Source organism: Clostridium sp. CX1 (genome assembly GCF_025398335.1).
In the GTDB taxonomy this organism is placed as follows: domain Bacteria; phylum Bacillota; class Clostridia; order Clostridiales; family Clostridiaceae; genus Clostridium_AM; species Clostridium_AM tanneri.
Genome location: NZ_JAODOO010000004.1, coordinates 173,221 through 191,201 on the forward strand (window position 1 = coordinate 173,221; position 17,981 = coordinate 191,201).

The following is a 17,981-nucleotide window of genomic DNA, read 5'->3' on the forward strand; positions in this document are numbered from 1 at the left end:
TAAGAATTTATTAACTATCCCTTTATAATTAATGATTATCTATGGTAGTTTTTCTACAACTTTAGCCTATCTACAACTATGTCATCACTGCTATCTAAATAGCCGTGTACATTTTTACTTGGAGCATCTAGAACTAACTCCCTTGGCCCTACTACAATTATAGTATTTTGGTAAGCTACATCTACCCATATATGGCCTTCTTTTTCTACCTGAAGCTTTGTAGCTACCCCCGCTGTGCTCCCAACAGTTCTGCATTTGATTTCCTTTTTAGCTTTTAACACACCACCTCTTGCAACACTTTTTTCTTCAGTAAAGTATATGCTTCCATTAGCAGTAATGTCAGATATATACTCCCCTCTTCCTGTTATAAATATATCTCCAGAACTATTTATGCTGCAATCCTGGCAATAGGCTACTTTTACGTTTACAGGAAGGGCTAAGGTGGCACTAAGGATTGTAATTATTTCATCTATATAATTTAGTATCAAGTCTAACTCTGAATAATGCTTAATAGTAATTGGAGATATACCAAGAAGCTTCCCTTTTATTAAATCAATTAAATTATTACTGTCTGAATTGCTTATGCTATCATCCAATAATCTTATGTCACTAATAACACTAATACATAATTTAGGCAGCATCTTAAACTTATTTTCTATAAGAATTTTTACTATCTCTCCATCTTTTCTATCAACACCTAATAGATTGAATTTTTTTATTTCTTCTACAGCTTGCATTAAGGCATTAAGTCCATCTTTTAAAGCTCGCAAATCATTAAGAGATTTAATTTTTTTTACATCTTCCCCTCCTGCAAATACTTTAGAAGCAATAACATTACCCTTAATTTCTATATTTCCGTTGGCTTTTATTTTAGCCCTTTCAACATCCTTTTCTATATTTAGAGCATTGCCACACTGGATTTCCATGCCTTCTTGAACACTGCCATATACTATTACATCACCAATAAATTTAATATTTCCTGTTTTCAAATCCACATCACTTCTTACTTCATGGAGCTGATATACATAAAAAGTATTATTTTTTACACAAGGCTTTCCATCTATAGCGGCGGCTATTGTATTTTCATCAACAAGTATGCATCCTTCTCCCACCTTCAGCTTAAGCTTTTTTCCCACTTTGTGTTTTTTAACCTTTCCCGTAATATCATACCCGTCCTGTCCTTCTTCACCGATGTGTCTTACTGCAATTACATCACCTTTATGAACTGCTTCTACTGATCCTATACTTTTAAAATCTATATTGCCTACCTTATCTTCTTCTAATTTTTTAAGGTCTGTTTCCATTTTAAATTTTATCTCTATGGCATCATCTTGTCCATTTTTTACCTGTTGCCCTTGAGCTACTAAAAACTCTTTACAACTGTTTTCTACACATTGTTTCAAGTTTTCTTCTATTATACCATAAACTACATTATTATTTGATAATTCTTCTTTAACTTCTCTTATATTATATTTAGGTGGATTGATTTGTGATACTGTTTCTGGCTCTAAAGTTACTAATTTATTTTCCCTTTTATCCTTAAGCTTGTATATATTTTGAGGTTCATAAATAATTGTAGCATAGGCTTCAGTATAGTTTTCTGATAAAGATATCTTAAGCTCTCTTGAAGCTTTGTTTTCTTGAAAAAACACTTCTATATTATCATTTTCATATACTTCTCTTCTACCTTTAACCCCTTCTCCATTAATAACAACCTTTAGGTTATCAGCCACTAAAACCTCTGCTGCTTTTCCATCTTCTTCAGGGTTTTTAACTATTATCTTTCCGTCAGCTATTGTTACAGTTCCATCTTCTTTTTTAAAGTTTCCATCCTCTTCAAGAACACTATCTGCCTCTAATCCTATATTCTCCTCTGGAACTTCTACTTCTATTAAAGCCTTTTTTCTAAATAGAGATTTTTTTTCCTCTATCACTTTATAGTCTAAATTTTCTCTTGATATTCCTAAATCCTCACATGCCTTTTCTATACACATTTCTACAGTAGCCGCCCCATATACCTTTTTCATCATTAAATCCCCCATTTTTGTAAATTTTCATAGATTATCTTTTCCCAACTTAATCTTCAGATATCGTTTTCCTGTAAAGCATCTCGAAAATCAAATAAAATGTTATTTTAGTAAATTATTGGCTTTATAAAATCATTATACCATGTAAATAGCCACTTAGAAACAGGTATTAAAATCCTTCCGCTTCTCCTTTATCTATTATCTTCTAACTATTGATTAAATAAAAAACTACCGCATAGGCAGTAGTTTTAGTCCTGGTTTTTTAATATTATTTCAGCTGCAATTTTTCCCTTTTCCATCTTGCCATACGTAACATTTAATCTGTCCACCTTCTCCATATTAGTTACTATTACTGGTGTAAGATTACTTTTTGCCTTTTCTTCTATTAGTTTTCTGTTAAAAGTTATTAGCAAATCTCCTTTTTCAACTCTATCTCCCTGTTTAACATAGGCAGTAAAACCTTCTCCTTTTAAAGCAACAGTATCTATTCCTACATGAATCAGTACTTCAATACCCTCTTCAGTTCTTACCGCTACTGCATGATTAGTAGGAAATAAAACCTTTACTATTCCTTTAACCGGCGAATACACTTTGTTATCCTTTGGCTTTATAGCAAATCCATCTCCAAGCATCCTGTCAGAAAACACTTCGTCCGGTATTTTCTCCAGGTGAATTACCTCTCCTTTTATTGGGTTTTCCAACTGAATTGATAAGTTTAGCCCTTCAGCAGTTTCTTGTAGTTCACCTATATTCTGCTTATAATGCCTACTCTTTATAATTTCTGCTTTTACATCATCCTTTATGCTTTCCGCTTCTGTTCCATATATTATCTGTATACTATTTCCTAATTCCAGTGTACCAGATGATCCTGTTTTTCTTAGCAAGACTTTATTAACAGCTTTTCGATTTTTTAGAGTCAGTCTAAGCCTTGTAATACAGGCGTCAATCATTTCCACATTATCTGCTCCTCCAACCGCCTCTAAAATCATAGACGCTCTTTCTGAGCTAGCAGCTTTTATGTTATCCAATGAAGTCTCTATATCTTCCCTACCTGGAGTTTTTATATCCATTCCTATAATTGTGAAATAAAATACTATAAAATAGGTAATAAAATAAAGCATTCCAATGGCCCATATTAGCAATGGATGTTCTGCAAACTTATACCCTAAAACATAATCAATGGCCGATGCAGAAAAGGTATATCCTAACCTTATATTTAAAAGACTTGTAACTATTCCTGCGGAAAAAGCTGCTCCTACATGAAATAGAAAAAGTATTGGTGCAACAAATATAAAAGAAAACTCTATTGGTTCCGTTATGCCTGTTAGGAAAGACACAAGTGCTGCGGAAATCATAATTCCTGATATTTTCTTCCTGTTTTCCTCTCTAGCTGTTGCTATGATAGCTAATGCTGCTGCAGGAAGCCCAAACATAAGTATAGGATATTCTGACGCCATGAACATTCCTGCTGTCTTATCTCCATGAAAATACCTAGCAGTATCTCCAAAATAAGTTATTCCATCTGCTGCTGTAAAGGAACCAAACTGATATAGAAATACAGGATAGTACACGTGATGAAGGCCTATAGGTATCAAAAGCCTTTTTCCTGCTGCATAAAAAGCGGGACCTAATATAGAAGTTGATGCCCAACCTGCAAATGTATCTATTATCTGCTGCATAACAGGCCACAAACTTACACCTACAGAGGCAAATATTAAGGCTGCCACTGAAGTTATTATTGGTATAAACCTTTTACCTGAGAAAAAACCAAGAACCTGTGGGAGCTTTATACTATAATACCTATTGTAAAGAGTCGCTGAAATCAATCCAATTGATATTCCTCCGAAGACTCCCATATCTATAGCCGTCCCTATATTTTTACTTCCAGCAGCCATAATAGCCTGCAAAATTATTTGACCTACTACCGCTGCTAAAGCTGCAACTGCCTCTCCTCCTGAAAAACCTATTGCCACTCCTACTGCAAAAATCATTGGCAGGTTAGTAAAAATAGCATCTCCTGCAGTGGCTAAATATTTAAAGGCTGCGCCATATCTGCCAAGCAAGTCCTCCTGTCCAAGTCTAAATAAAAGTCCTGCTGCAGGCAATACTGAAACAGGAAGCATTAGTGACCTTCCTATCTTCTGAAATACTGCAAATAATTTTTTCATATATATCACCTAGTTATTCTACCAGCCTTTTGATATGTAGAGCTATGTATCCAATTTCGTCTTCAGGAATTGTTATAGAAAATAAATCCTCAATTTTCATAGCTATTTTAATACCTACACTATATTGAGCTGCTAACCCTGTTTTTATACTTTCTAATAAATCATTTTTAATTGGCTTACCTTTTTCAACTCTTTCTATCATAAAGTTTATATGGTTCATTGTTCTTATATAGGCTAGAGAGCTTTTCTCCAATTTTTTACCTGTAAGTCTTTGAATTAGTTCCATTACCTGACCTATCTTTTTTGTATAGGCTAAAGATTCTGACACCTCTTTTTTTGTTAGTGCTGCTCTTATATGCAGACATATAAAACCTGCTTCATCTTCTGGAAAATTGATGTTAAATCGTTTATTTATAGCCTCCACAGCCTCTACAGATATTCTATATTCTACAGGATATAATGCATTCAGCTCACTTTTAAAAGGATTTTCTATATTTACACCTTTGTTTATTCTATTTAACGCAAAACTTATATGATCCGGCAAAGATATATGTATTGCTTCATTTAACTTTACTTTCAATTCTTTCTCTGCGTAGTTTATAATTTCTTCTGATATACCAACTATGCTGCTTTCTATATTCTTTAATACCTTTTGATAGTTCTCCCCTATCTTTGAAGTCTTCTTTATAAATACATTTTCAACTCTGTCTTTAGGTATTATACCGCTTTTTCCAAAATCAAAACCTATACCTTTACCTACTAATATCAATTCCTCAGCATCTTCTTCTGCTATTACAACGTTGTTATTCAAAACTTTCCTTATCTTATAACCTTCCATCCTACTCCACTCTACTCCTTACGAATTGGTAATATCCTCATCTACTAGTGTATTATATCCCTTCATAATTTTTAGAATCACTTCATTTTTTGCAGAGTCAAACTTCATATTGTCTACTTCTCTTATAGGTAAAACCTTAGGTGATGTTCCAGATATAAATAATCCATCCAAATCCTTTAGAACTTCATAGTGTATTTTCTCTTCTGCAACTTCAAACCCTATATCCTTACACTTCTCTATTATAACATTTCTCGTTATTCCAGGTAATACATCCTCTAGAGGTGATGTTATTACTTTATCACCTTTTATCATAAATATATTAGATTTACTTCCCTCTGTTATATAGCCCTTACTATCAACTAGTATAGCTTCGTAAGCTTCCTTCTCTCTTATTTCTTTATCTACTGCTTCTCTAAATCTCATATTTATAACCTTAGCATTAGGATTTTTTCTTTCTCCATGGTAGAGAATAGTCCTTACTCCCTTTTCATAATCCTCTGTAGATGGGTAGTGGTGTTTTACAAAGTAAGCAGCGAAAGTATTGTCCTTATTAAAGTTAAATATAAATTTCACATTACCAATTGCTGTGTCATTCACTCTTATGAGCTCAGTTATCTTCTCCTTTAACTCATCAATTGTAATCCACAACTCCATATTAGTTACTGCAGCGGAATTTTCAAGACGCTTAAGGTGCTTTTGCAAGAATAATGGTTTTCCATCTATTATTCTTATTACTTCATATAAGGATTTTCCTTCACTAAGGATTTTTTCATCAAATTCATTAGAATTTTTTATTTCATTATTATATATAAAATACTTATTAATACACTCACCCATTATATGCCCCTCCCTTTGCTTTATTTCCAGTTTAATATTTTTATTTTGTCATGTCCTTTCTTGTAATTAATAAGGTAAGGATTTCCCACAAGGTTAAAAAGCGGTAAGTCTGCCAGTGAATCTGAGAACATATAGGAATTGTTAAAGTCCACTTCTATATTTTCTTCTTTCAGAACTTCCATAAGTCTTCTTACCTTTTCCTCACCTTTGCAGTTTTTACCTGCAATCTTTCTACTGTATTTTCCTCCAACCTGTGTGAACCTAGTTCCTATTACTTTATCTACTTCTTTTATCTTATACAATTCATTCAAGTAAAATTCAGCAGAAGCAGATATTAAATATACCTTATACCCCTCTGACTTCAGCTTTTTCATGGTATCCATAGCATCCTTATAAAATATTCTGCTTAATCTCTTTTCATAAAATTCTTCTACTATTTTCTGCATATCCTTTTCATGAACTCCATCTATAAAAGCTATAAAATTCTCCTTTGCTCTCTGAGAATCTAACACCTTTATTGCATACAAAAATGCAGAAAAAACTCCTCTCGGTGCATGGACTATAAGCTTTGGATATTTCTTTATCATAAACAGATAAAATTCTGCCAAAGTTTCTCTCTTTGTTAGCGTATAGTCTACATCAAATATAGCTAGTTTATCCATTTAAAGCACTCCTTTCCAATTAGTCACTAATATTGTCTTTATCACAAAGAAAGCCGGTGCTACTTAGCATCGACTTTCTTATAATTTTCTCTTAATTTAATTTTTTATTCTTGTTCATCCATTAATTGCTCATAGTAAGCTGAAACTTCTTCGAACTCTGAATCATCAGGAATTACAAGTTCTCCTTCGTCGCCTTCGCCTACTACCTTAAATAAGTATACAGCTCCATTTTCTGGATTTTGCACTATAGCATATTCACTATTTTTATATTCAAATCCATCTACTACTTCACATGGAACAACGTTTCCGTTTTCATCTTCTAAATCAACTATTAAAGATTCGTGATCTCCTTCTCCGCATCCGCATCCACACTCATGCTCATGCTCATGGTCGTGTCCACCGCATCCGCAGCCACCGTTATTTTCTTCTCCGCAGCCACAGCCGCATTCATTTAATTTATCCTTATCCATAATATATCCCTGGAATTAATCTAGTATAAGTATACAGGCTTTATAAACATCCTGAACCATTAGATAGTAAAATTGATACTATCATCTAGTCTATCCAGGACTTACACCTCCTTTTAGTATTATGTTCTAATTTTACCCTTAATTTCGAAATAAAGAAAGAGTTTTTTTTAAATTTATTATTTAAATTTAATTATTACATAAAATTCAATATTAAGCATACGTAGTACCTAAGTATATTTTATCAAATTTCACTTTTTATATTCTAAACAAATATTATATTTATAAACATTAATTTTAAAATTATTAGTAATAATTCTATATAAGCACTAGCCCCTGCCTTATAATTTTGCTACATCACTTTCTTTAACACAAAAAGATGAGGTTCAAAGCACCTCATCTTTTTATTATATACTATTGATTTGCAAGCTTCTTATAGCCTTCAAGTCTTTCCATAGCATCTCTTTGAGTTTTCTCAAATAATGCTTCAGCAGCTTCTGGGAATTGCTTAGCAAGTGAAGCATATCTTACTTCGCCCATTAAGAACTCTCTGAAGTCTCCTTTTGGCTCTTTTGAATCTAGGATGAATGGATTCTTTCCTTCTTCTTTTAATGCTGGATTGAATCTGTACATAGCCCAGTATCCGCACTCAACAGCTTTCTTACCCTCTTGTTGGCTCTTGCCCATTCCACCTTTTAATCCGTGGTTGATACATGGTGAGTAACCAATGATTAATGATGGTCCTGGATAAGCTTCAGCCTCAGCTATAGCTTTTAATGTTTGAGCCTTATCTGCTCCCATTGATACTTGTGCTACGTAAACATATCCGTAAGTCATAGCCATCATACCAAGGTCTTTCTTCTTAGTTTGCTTACCGCTAGCTGCGAATTTAGCTATAGCAGCTGTTGGAGTAGCTTTTGAAGATTGTCCACCAGTGTTTGAGTAAACTTCTGTATCAAATACAAATACATTTACGTCTTCTCCTGATGCAAGAACGTGGTCTAATCCGCCGTATCCGATGTCATAAGCCCATCCGTCTCCACCGAAGATCCAGTTTGATCTCTTCACTAAGAAGTCTTTGTTTTCATATATTTCTTTTAATGTAGGACAGTCACAGTTAGCAGCTTCTATTGCAGCTATTACTCTGTCAGCTCTTTCTCTTGAACCTTCTCCTACAGTCATGTTATCTAACCAATCTTGAAGAGCTACTTTTACTTCTCCTTCTGGAGCGTTAGTTAAAGCTTCTTTTACAGTCATAGCTAATTTTTCTCTTACTTGTTGAACTCCTAAGTACATTCCAAGACCGAACTCAGCATTGTCTTCAAATAATGAGTTAGCCCAAGCTGGACCATGTCCTTTTTGATTTTTAGTGTATGGAGTTGCTGGTGCTGATGCTCCCCAGATTGATGAACATCCAGTAGCATTAGCTATCATCATTCTGTCACCAAATAATTGAGTTACAAGTTTAGCGTATGAAGTTTCCATACATCCAGCACAAGCTCCTGAGAACTCAAGTAATGGCTGCTCGAATTGGCTTCCTTTTACGCTGAATTTGTTCATTGGGTTTTCCTTAGTCTTAACTGTCATAGCAAAATCCCAAGCTTCAGCTTTATCTAATTGAGTATCAAGTGGCTTCATAACAAGAGCCTTTTCTTTAGCAGGACAGATGTCAGCACAGTTTCCACAACCTGAACAATCAAGTGGTGATACAGCCATGTGGAACTTAAGTCCTTTTGCTCCTGTAGCATCTTTAGCTACAAATGTAGCTGGTGCTTTTGCCATCTCTTCTTCATCTGCAAGTATTGGTCTTATTGCAGCATGTGGACATACGAATGAACATTGGTTACATTGTATACATTTGTCCATTTGCCATTCTGGAACGCTTATAGCTATTCCTCTCTTTTCAAAAGCAGCAGTTCCGTGTGGGAATGTACCATCTTCCATTCCAACGAATGCACTTACAGGAAGTTTGTCTCCTTCTTGTCTGTTCATTGGGTAAACAATCTTGCTTATGAACTCAGGAACTTCAGTAGTTGCAGCAGCCTCTTCTACAGCATCTGCCCATGAAGCTGGAACTTCTATCTTAACTATTGACTCAACACCTTTGTCGATAGCAGCGTTGTTCATGTCAACAACTTTTTGTCCCTTCTTACCATATGAAGCTACAACTGCATCTTTTAGGTATTTTATAGCATCTTCAACTGGAATAACGTTAGCAAGCTTGAAGAATGCTGATTGCATTATCATGTTAATTCTTCCGCCTAGTCCAATTTCTTGAGCTATCTTAACAGCATTTAATGTATAGAACTTAATGTTGTTTTCAGCTATAAATTTCTTATAAGCTGCTGGTAAATTCGCTTCTACTTCTTCTGCAGTCCAGATAGTGTTTAATAAGAATGTACCGCCTTTTTTCAATCCTTCTAATACGTTATATTTATAAACATAGGATTGGTTGTGACAAGCTACGAAATCAGCTTTGTTTATTAAGTATGGGGACTTGATTGGAGTCTTACCAAATCTTAAGTGTGAAACTGTTATTCCACCTGATTTCTTAGAGTCATATGCAAAGTATCCTTGTGCATACATGTCTGTATGGTCTCCGATGATCTTTATAGCACTCTTGTTTGCTCCAACAGTACCATCTGATCCAAGACCCCAGAACTTACAAGCAGTAGTTCCTGCTGGTGTTGTATCTATATCTTCTCCAACTGGTAATGAAGTGTTAGTTACATCATCAACTATACCAACTGTGAATCTGTCTTTTGGATTCTCTAATTTTAAGTTTTCGAATACTGGAAGTATTTGTCCTGGAACTGGGTCTTTTGAACCTAATCCATATCTTCCTCCAACTATTACTGGCTCAAACTCTTTTCCGTAGAATGCATTCTTAACATCTAGGTATAATGGCTCACCGATTGAACCTGGCTCTTTAGTTCTGTCAAGAACAGCTATGCTCTTAACTGTTTCTGGTATAGCTTTGAAGAAGTGTTCTAATGAGAATGGTCTATATAAGTGAACATTTAATAAACCAACTTTTTCTCCTTTAGCCATTAAGTAATCTATTGTTTCTTCTATAGTGTCACATACTGAACCCATAGCTATTATCATTCTTTCAGCATCTGGTGCTCCATAGTAGTTAAATAGATGATATTCTCTTCCTGTAAGCTTTGTCATTTCTTGCATGTAGCCTTCAACTATTTCTGGAAGTGCATCATAGTATCTGTTTGAAACTTCTCTTTCTTGGAAGTATATATCTGGGTTTTGAGCAGTACCACGAGTTACTGGGTGGTCTGGGTTTAATGCGTTTCTTCTAAATGCGCTAACAGCATCCATGTCAACTAAGCCTTTTAACTCATCATATTCTAAAACTTCAATCTTTTGTACTTCGTGTGAAGTTCTAAATCCATCAAAGAAGTTTACGAAAGGAACTCTTCCTTTTATTGCTGATAAGTGTGCTACAGCTGATAAGTCCATAACCTGTTGTACTGAACTTTCTGCAAGTAATGCAAATCCAGTTTGTCTTGCAGCCATAACGTCTTGGTGGTCACCAAAGATATTAAGTGAGTTTGCAGCAAGAGCTCTTGCTGATACATGTAGAACTCCTGGTAAAAGTTCTCCAGCTATCTTATACATATTTGGAATCATAAGTAAAAGACCTTGTGATGCAGTATATGTAGTAGTTAATGCACCTGCCTGTAATGAACCGTGGACAGCACCAGCTGCTCCTCCTTCAGACTGCATTTCCATAACTTTTACAGTTTGTCCAAAAATATTCTTTCTTCCTTGTGCCACCCACTCATCAACGTGTTCAGCCATTGGTGAGGATGGAGTTATAGGAAATATAGCAGCTACATCTGTAAATGCGTAAGAAATATGAGCTGCAGCGGTATTTCCATCCATAGTCTTCATTTTTCTCATTAAAAATTCCCTTCTTTCTTCAATCTTATATTTTTCTATAAATTAAGAATATGCAACAAAACAACAGCTGCATATTCATTATAGGCAATTAACCGGAGCCAAAATCTATAATTTAGTTTAATTAAATAGATTTAAAACATTCAATCTGATTATCTAAGAATTACTCATCTTATCATCATACCACTATAAAGTTACAAAATTAACTTTAATACAACAAAAAACTTAAGTAATTTTGCAATAAAAGTTACATTTTTACTATACAACAAATTTTCCACTATGTAAAACTTCATTTAAGCAATTTTTATGCCTAAAAAGTAATCTAGTATAATTTAAACTTGTCTTACTTTAAAAGACGCTTTAATTTAATAAATTATAACAGTGTTTAGTTTATTAAATTGAACTGTTCATCTTTTTTAATAAGATATTTACTAGCCTTAAATAACTGTATTACTTATGCTTCATTGCTGTTTCTCACAGCATGACGCTAACTAGAAGGTTTTTTATTCAAAAATAAAAATTTAACATTTGGCAATGAATGCTTTTTATTCAAATCCTTAAGTATAATTATACCTTTTCTGCTTAATAATTCAATAGGTCTTTGTTGATTTTTCGAAAGATTTAATTTTTTATTAACAATCATGAAATATATTTCATCATTTAGTATAAAAAAACCTTCTACTTAATTTGTTAGAAGGTTTCTTTTTTCTATAAACTATGCTTTTCTATAAGTCTAATTATTTCATCAACTCCATTTTTAAGAGGACTTGAAGACATTTTGCTTATATATCTATCTTTATCCCTATAAAGTTCCTCTAATTTATCCGCAAGAATTTCTTCGTTAAGTTCTTCTTCTTGAATAACCATACTGTATCCACTTTTCTCAAAGGAAGCAGCATTCAGAATTTGATCTCCTCTACTTGATTTTTTTGAAAGAGGAATTAATAAATTAGGTTTCTTCAACGTCAAAAGTTCAAATATCACATTAGCTCCAGCTCTAGATATAACTATATCAGCAGAACTCATTATATGAGGAAGCTCTTCACTTACATACTCAAATTGTTTATATCCACTTTTTCCATTAAGTTTTTCATCTAAGTTATCTTTTCCACATATATGAACTACATTGTACCTTACAAGTATTTTATCCAGTATGCCTCTAACAGTGTCATTTATATACTTTGAACCTAAGCTCCCACCAATTATTAGTAACACTGGTTTTTTATCTACAAAATGGCATATTTCTCTTCCTTGTGCTGCATCCCCCTTTAGAAGCTCCTCTCTTATGGGAGTTCCTGTAAGCACTGCTTTATCACCTTTGATATTTTTTATAGACTCAGGAAATGTAACACATACCTTTGTACAATATGGTGCTGCCAGTTTATTTGCTAGTCCTGGAGTTATATCTGATTCATGTGCAATAACAGGAATTTTGCTTAAATGAGCAGCTATTACTACCGGTACAGATACAAAGCCTCCCTTTGAAAATACTATGTTAGGTTTCACTTTCTTCATTATAAAAATAGCCTGCAGTATCCCCTTTACTACTTTAAAAGGATCTGTAAAGTTCTTTATATCAAAGTACCTTCTAAGCTTTCCGCTGGATATAATATGATACCTGATTTTTTCTCCTTCAATAATTTTTCTTTCTATACCATCCCTAGTTCCTATATATTCTATCTCATATCCCATTTTTCTAAGCTTTGGTACAAGCGCAAGATTTGGTGTAACATGTCCTGCTGAACCTCCACCAGTCATTATAATCTTTTTCAAGGTGTATCCTCCCAACTTCTTAGAAATTAGAACCAAAAATTGAGATTTGAAAATTAGAACGAAAATCATTCCTTATATCTCATCTGCAACCTTAATTCCCAACTTATATCATACTATATTTTTTTTAGGTAAACAATTATACATTGTGAATTATATTAAATACATGATTGGTTACAATAGTAAGAAATAATTTAAGAATAAAAGGAGGAGTTGTATGTTAAAAAACCAATCTAGAACAGGATTAAATAAAATTAGAATTGATACTTTAATGGAGCTAGGTGAAGATATGAATACTGAATATAAGGATAACTTAACTTACAACACAAATAGTTCTACAATTATAAAGATGATAGCAGAATATGAAAGAAACTTAATTGGAAAATAAAAACAACTGCAAAACAAACATCTGCCGCTTTATTATAAATACGACAGATGTTTGTCCTAGTTTATATCTGAAAACTCTATATTTATCCTATCAATATTTTCAGATAGAATAGCATAACTGTTTATATTACTGCTATCTGCACCTACCTTTTTAATTTTAACTGTAAACTCTGTTCCTTTTCCAACTTCACTTATTACTTTTATTTCTCCATCCATTAGTTCTACAATCTTTTTTACTAGTGCTAAGCCTATACCAGTTCCCTCTGCCCTTCTTGATAGAGAGCTATCAACTTGAGCAAATCTATCAAATATTGCCTCTGTTTTATCTTCTGGTATTCCAACACCATAGTCCTTTACATTGAGGTAGAAATATTCCTCTTCTATTACTAAAGATACTATAATTTGCTTTCCTTCTGGAGTAAATTTGATTGCATTTGATAATAGATTTAAAAGCACTTTTTCATACTTATCTCTATCAAGCTTTACATTACACTCCTCTTCATTTGTGTCAAATATCAGTTCTATTCCCTTACTAGTTGCATAGGAGTTAGCTGAATTTACTATTGCTTCACTTACGTATACTATGTCAAATTCCGTGGTACTTAAACTCAAGAATCCAGCTTCTGCTTTAGATATGTCTAATATGTTATTAATAAGCTTAAGTAATCTGCTGCAATTTTGGTTAATCCTTGATAAAGTTTTATCCATGTTAGGAGTTATCTCTTTACCATATATATCATAAGCCAATTGAAGAGAAGAATATATTATAGTTAGCGGAGTTCTTAACTCATGAGAAATTATAGTGAAAAATTCATCTTTTAATCTGGTTATTTTTTCAAGTTCTATATTGTGATTCACTTCTTCTGTGATATCTGATCCATGAATATGTATTCTTGTAGTGTTGTCCTTGTTCTTACATGGTATAAATTTTATTTTATAAAACCTTTCCTCTCCTTTATGATTTTTCACTCTATAAGGGCTTACAGTATAAGATTTGTAACTTTCCCCCACATTATTAATTATTTTATATAGCCCCTCATTTATGTATTTAATTTGTTTGCCGTATTCATTTTCTTCTTCTAATACTTGATTTTTTCCAATTACTTCTTCATATTTTTTATTTGTAAGCCTATAGGTTGTATTTGGATAATCCACTACGGCTATGGGAACACTTACTGTATTGACTACATCACTAATAAACTCTGCCTGCACTTCTGCATTTATTTGATGAAGCTTAATTTCCGTTACATCCTTAATAGTTAATATAGTATGCAAAAGCTCATCATTTTTGTTAATTATAGGAGCGCTATTTATTTCTATATATTTAGTTTCCAAAGTAGTTTTTTCTATTAACTTAAATATGGCATTCTTCATAGGATTTTTGCTTTTAATATAGTGTTTTAGTATTTTAGCACAGTCTGTCTCTTCCTGTTCTATAGGGATTACTTCATATTTTTCAAAAATTTTATTCTTATTAACGATGTCTATAGCTCTTAAATTTAATATATCAAATACTGATTTATTACAAAGACTCATTCTTCTATTTTTATCAAAAACCATTATTCCTTCTGAAATATTGTTTATAACATCTTTTAAATGCATAAGATGCTCTTTTTCTCTGCTTCTTAGTATTTCTATTATGTCACACTTAGCTTTTAATTCTGTAGACAGCTCAAGAAACTTTTGTCTTTCATTTTTTATTTTTATTTTGTACAGGTAATCTTCCGTTACATCTCTTAAGGTTACAACGGCTCCTATAACCCTCTCTCCTTCAAGCAAAGGAAAGCTAGATATGGAAAAATACAGGTCCTCATTACTTATATTAAACTTTACTATTAAGTTTTTAACTTCCTCTTTATTTTTTAAGGATTTATACAGAGGGAAGTCCTGCTCATTAATCTTAACATCATCCTCCAAACAGCCATTGTAATTATATAAAAAATCATATCCATTTTTTATAACTGGAATCTTTAATTGCTCTAGTGTCATATTACCTTTATTATTAATATAAATTATATTTCCTTCTTCATCTGTTATGTATACAAAGTATGGCAAAGACTCTACTATCTTTATTGTTAAATCACTACTCTTCAATACATCAATTGTACATTTTTGCATTAATAACCTTCCCCCAAAAATTTAATAGTTTATTAATTCTATACTTAATAAATAAATTCCTTCTATTATGTATTTTATCATAAATATATCCTTTTACACCAAAAAACCTCATCATTTTTGAATCTTCCAAACTTTACATAGTCATAAATGTTGTTATCAGTTCCAATGTGATAAGGCGATAACTTTTTAAGTAAAACTTGATTTTTTTTAGTTAACAACTTAAAATGATTTTAGAATTACTGGCTAATACTTGCATAAATATAGATTACAATTTAGTTAGGAGCATTTTAAATGACACATGAACCTATAGTAAAACCTGTTTATCAGCAAATAGCGATTGATATAGCGAACAAAATAATCTCTGGAGATTTTCAAATAGGTACAAAACTTCATGGCAGGTCTTCCCTTGCTGGATACTATAATGTTTCTCCTGAAACCATTAGACGTGCAGTAATTTTGCTTTCAGATATGAATATAGTGGAAGTTGCTAAAGGTAGCGGAATTATAGTAAAATCTATTGATAATTCTTTAAAATTTATAGATAAATTTAGGGATATAGAATCTATAAGCTCCTTAAAAAAGGAGATATCAGATTTAATTGCAGAAAAACAGGAAAAGGAAAATAAATTAGAAATTTTGATTAACAATCTTATAGATTATTCAAATCGTTTTAAAAATAGCAATCCCTTTATTCCCTTTGAGTTTGAAATAAATAAGAATTCAAGATTACTAGGAAAAACTATATCAGAAATTAAATTTTGGCAGAATACCGGTGGCACAATAATTGGAATCAGACGTAATAACAACTTAATATTATCCCCTGGGCCCTATGCTACCTTTAATGCCGGTGATATTTTTATAGTAATAGGTGACGAAAATACCTATGAGAGAATTAAAAAGTTTTTAAAGGAATAAGCAGACACTAATAAAAGCACTATAGATATCATTAAATCAGCTGATATTTATAGTGCTTTCATTAATCATTAACTGCTTGATAACCTAAAATCTTTTACTATTAACTGCAGGCTAACATTACCATTATACTCATTGATAGATGGTGAGAATATTAAGTCCATTTTTAGATTTGTAAAAGCTCCATTTATAATTTCTATAAGCTTTTCTTCTCCATAGACCTCTTCTATGAGCTGCTTAAACTTATCTGCTCCATCAAAGGATATTGCATCTATTTTTTCCATGCTGCCCTTTGGTCTTACAAAAAGTTTTAACACACTTTTTTCCTTGCCCATTAAGTATACTCTAAATACAGTTACCTCTTTTTCGGCAAAAATTGGTGATGAATTTCCTTTTCCAAAGGGCTCTAATCTTTCTATATCTTCTATAAGCTTGAAAGAAAGCTGCTCTAATGGAATTCGTTTATCTATTCTTATCTTAGGTATTACATCTTCCTCTGTAAGAGTACAATTATCGTTTAAAGTTTTCCTAAGCTTATCGATATTCTCCTCTTTTATAGATAATCCTGCTGCTAAAGGGTGTCCCCCGAACTTCTCCATTAGATCTTTACACTTTATAAGCTCTTCAAACATATTATATTCCTCTATAGATCTTCCTGAACCTTTAGGCGTTTTTTCCCCTTGTGTAAGAACTATGGCTGGTACACTATATCTTTCTTTTAGCCTTCCTGCAACTATACCTGCTATACTTTCATGAACATCAGGCTTATATACAACTAAAACTTTATCATCTTTCATATTAGAATTTTCTATCATATCAATGATTTGATTTACGCTATCTACTGTCATATTTTGTCTTTCTATATTTAACTGACGAAGCTTCTTTGCAAGATCCTGCGCCTCTTTTTCATCTTCTGATAATAATAATTTCAAGGCTAAGGCTGCACTATCCAGTCTTCCTGTAGCATTTATACAAGGTCCTATAACAAAACCTATATGATAGGATACTATCTTTTTATTTTCTAAAGAATTTTCTTTTATAAGTGCTTTTATTCCTATATTACTAGTAGAATTTAATAGTCCAAGTCCACTTTTAGCAATAATTCTATTTTCTCCAATTAGATCAACTACATCACAAATAGTTCCTATAGCTGCATACTCTATAAATTTATAAGCTTCCCTTTTATCTATTCCTATTTTGCCATATAAAACTTGTACAAACTTAAAAGCTACACCAGCTCCGCAAAGTATTTTAAAGGGATATTTACAATCCTGTTGTTTAGGATTTACTATTGCATCTGCTTCTGGTATGGTAAATTCTCTTTCACCATTATCCTTAACTATAAAAGGAATATCATGATGATCGGTAATTACTATTGTCATTCCAAGTTCTTTAGCAAACTTAACCTGTTCTATGGCAGATATACCATTATCACAGGTAATAATTACTTCATATCCTTCTTCCTTTAAAGTTTTTATACTATCACTATTTATTCCATAGCCCTCTATAATTCTATCCGGTATATGATATTTTACCTCTGCCCCACAACGTAAAAGTGCTGAGTATAAAATATATGTACTAATTATGCCATCTGCATCATAATCTCCATAAACAACTATCTTTTTTCCCTCTTCTAAGGCATCCTTTATTATACTAGTTCCTTTATCCATATCCTTCATGAGAAGGGGATTTTGTAGATTTTCTATACTGGGATTCATAAATTTGATTATTTCTTCTTCAGTTTTTATATCTCTATTCGCTAATATAGTTACTAATGTTTCACTTATTCCAGTAGCTTCAGAAAGCTTTTTTATGTTAATAGCTCTTTGTTTTAACATCCATTTAGCCATTTAATGCATCACCTCTTTCCGTAAATATTA

The 17,981-nt window shown here is 32.5% G+C and carries 12 protein-coding genes; 2 read left to right on the forward strand and 10 right to left on the reverse strand.

Features of this window, described 5'->3' with window-relative positions:
- Positions 1 to 53: 53 nt before the first annotated feature.
- From N4T77_RS06040 to N4T77_RS06075, 8 genes are all read right to left on the reverse strand, one after another.
- Positions 54 to 2,027, reverse strand: a complete 1,974-nt coding sequence (locus N4T77_RS06040; protein ID WP_261670856.1) for a flagellar assembly protein A — start codon at positions 2,025 to 2,027, stop codon at positions 54 to 56.
- 248 nt (positions 2,028 to 2,275) lie between these two features.
- On the reverse strand, positions 2,276 to 4,195 hold the full coding sequence (locus N4T77_RS06045) for a glucose PTS transporter subunit IIA (protein ID WP_261670857.1): 1,920 nt from the start codon (positions 4,193 to 4,195) through the stop codon (positions 2,276 to 2,278).
- Positions 4,196 to 4,208: 13 nt separating this feature from the next.
- Positions 4,209 to 5,033, reverse strand: a complete 825-nt coding sequence (locus tag N4T77_RS06050; protein WP_261670858.1) for a PRD domain-containing protein — start codon at positions 5,031 to 5,033, stop codon at positions 4,209 to 4,211.
- An 18-nt stretch (positions 5,034 to 5,051) separates the two neighbouring features.
- Positions 5,052 to 5,870: an aminotransferase class IV gene (locus N4T77_RS06055; RefSeq protein WP_261670859.1), complete on the reverse strand. Its 819-nt coding sequence runs from the start codon at positions 5,868 to 5,870 to the stop codon at positions 5,052 to 5,054.
- A gap of 20 nt (positions 5,871 to 5,890) precedes the next feature.
- On the reverse strand, positions 5,891 to 6,532 hold the full coding sequence (locus N4T77_RS06060; RefSeq protein WP_261670860.1) for an HAD-IB family hydrolase: 642 nt from the start codon (positions 6,530 to 6,532) through the stop codon (positions 5,891 to 5,893).
- A gap of 104 nt (positions 6,533 to 6,636) precedes the next feature.
- Positions 6,637 to 7,002: a DUF1292 domain-containing protein gene (locus N4T77_RS06065; RefSeq protein ID WP_261670861.1), complete on the reverse strand. Its 366-nt coding sequence runs from the start codon at positions 7,000 to 7,002 to the stop codon at positions 6,637 to 6,639.
- Between the two features lie 411 nt (positions 7,003 to 7,413).
- Positions 7,414 to 10,917 (reverse strand): pyruvate:ferredoxin (flavodoxin) oxidoreductase, encoded by a 3,504-nt coding sequence (nifJ, locus tag N4T77_RS06070; RefSeq protein WP_261670862.1) that lies wholly within the window; start codon positions 10,915 to 10,917, stop codon positions 7,414 to 7,416.
- A 705-nt stretch (positions 10,918 to 11,622) separates the two neighbouring features.
- Positions 11,623 to 12,687, reverse strand: a complete 1,065-nt coding sequence (locus N4T77_RS06075; RefSeq protein WP_261670863.1) for an undecaprenyldiphospho-muramoylpentapeptide beta-N-acetylglucosaminyltransferase — start codon at positions 12,685 to 12,687, stop codon at positions 11,623 to 11,625.
- A gap of 214 nt (positions 12,688 to 12,901) precedes the next feature.
- On the opposite strand from N4T77_RS06075, the gene N4T77_RS06080 reads away from it, so the two are divergent.
- On the forward strand, positions 12,902 to 13,072 hold the full coding sequence (locus tag N4T77_RS06080; RefSeq protein WP_261670864.1) for a hypothetical protein: 171 nt from the start codon (positions 12,902 to 12,904) through the stop codon (positions 13,070 to 13,072).
- A 56-nt stretch (positions 13,073 to 13,128) separates the two neighbouring features.
- On the opposite strand, the gene N4T77_RS06085 is transcribed toward N4T77_RS06080, so the two are convergent.
- Positions 13,129 to 15,189: an ATP-binding protein gene (locus tag N4T77_RS06085; protein ID WP_261670865.1), complete on the reverse strand. Its 2,061-nt coding sequence runs from the start codon at positions 15,187 to 15,189 to the stop codon at positions 13,129 to 13,131.
- A gap of 291 nt (positions 15,190 to 15,480) precedes the next feature.
- Between N4T77_RS06085 and N4T77_RS06090 the strand changes: the two genes are divergently transcribed.
- Positions 15,481 to 16,104, forward strand: a complete 624-nt coding sequence (locus N4T77_RS06090; RefSeq protein ID WP_261670866.1) for a TrkA C-terminal domain-containing protein — start codon at positions 15,481 to 15,483, stop codon at positions 16,102 to 16,104.
- A gap of 68 nt (positions 16,105 to 16,172) precedes the next feature.
- Here the strand turns inward: N4T77_RS06090 and recJ are convergent, their stop codons facing one another.
- Positions 16,173 to 17,951, reverse strand: coding sequence for a single-stranded-DNA-specific exonuclease RecJ (gene recJ / locus N4T77_RS06095; RefSeq protein ID WP_261670867.1), 1,779 nt, complete (start codon positions 17,949 to 17,951; stop codon positions 16,173 to 16,175).
- Positions 17,952 to 17,981 lie beyond the last annotated feature (30 nt).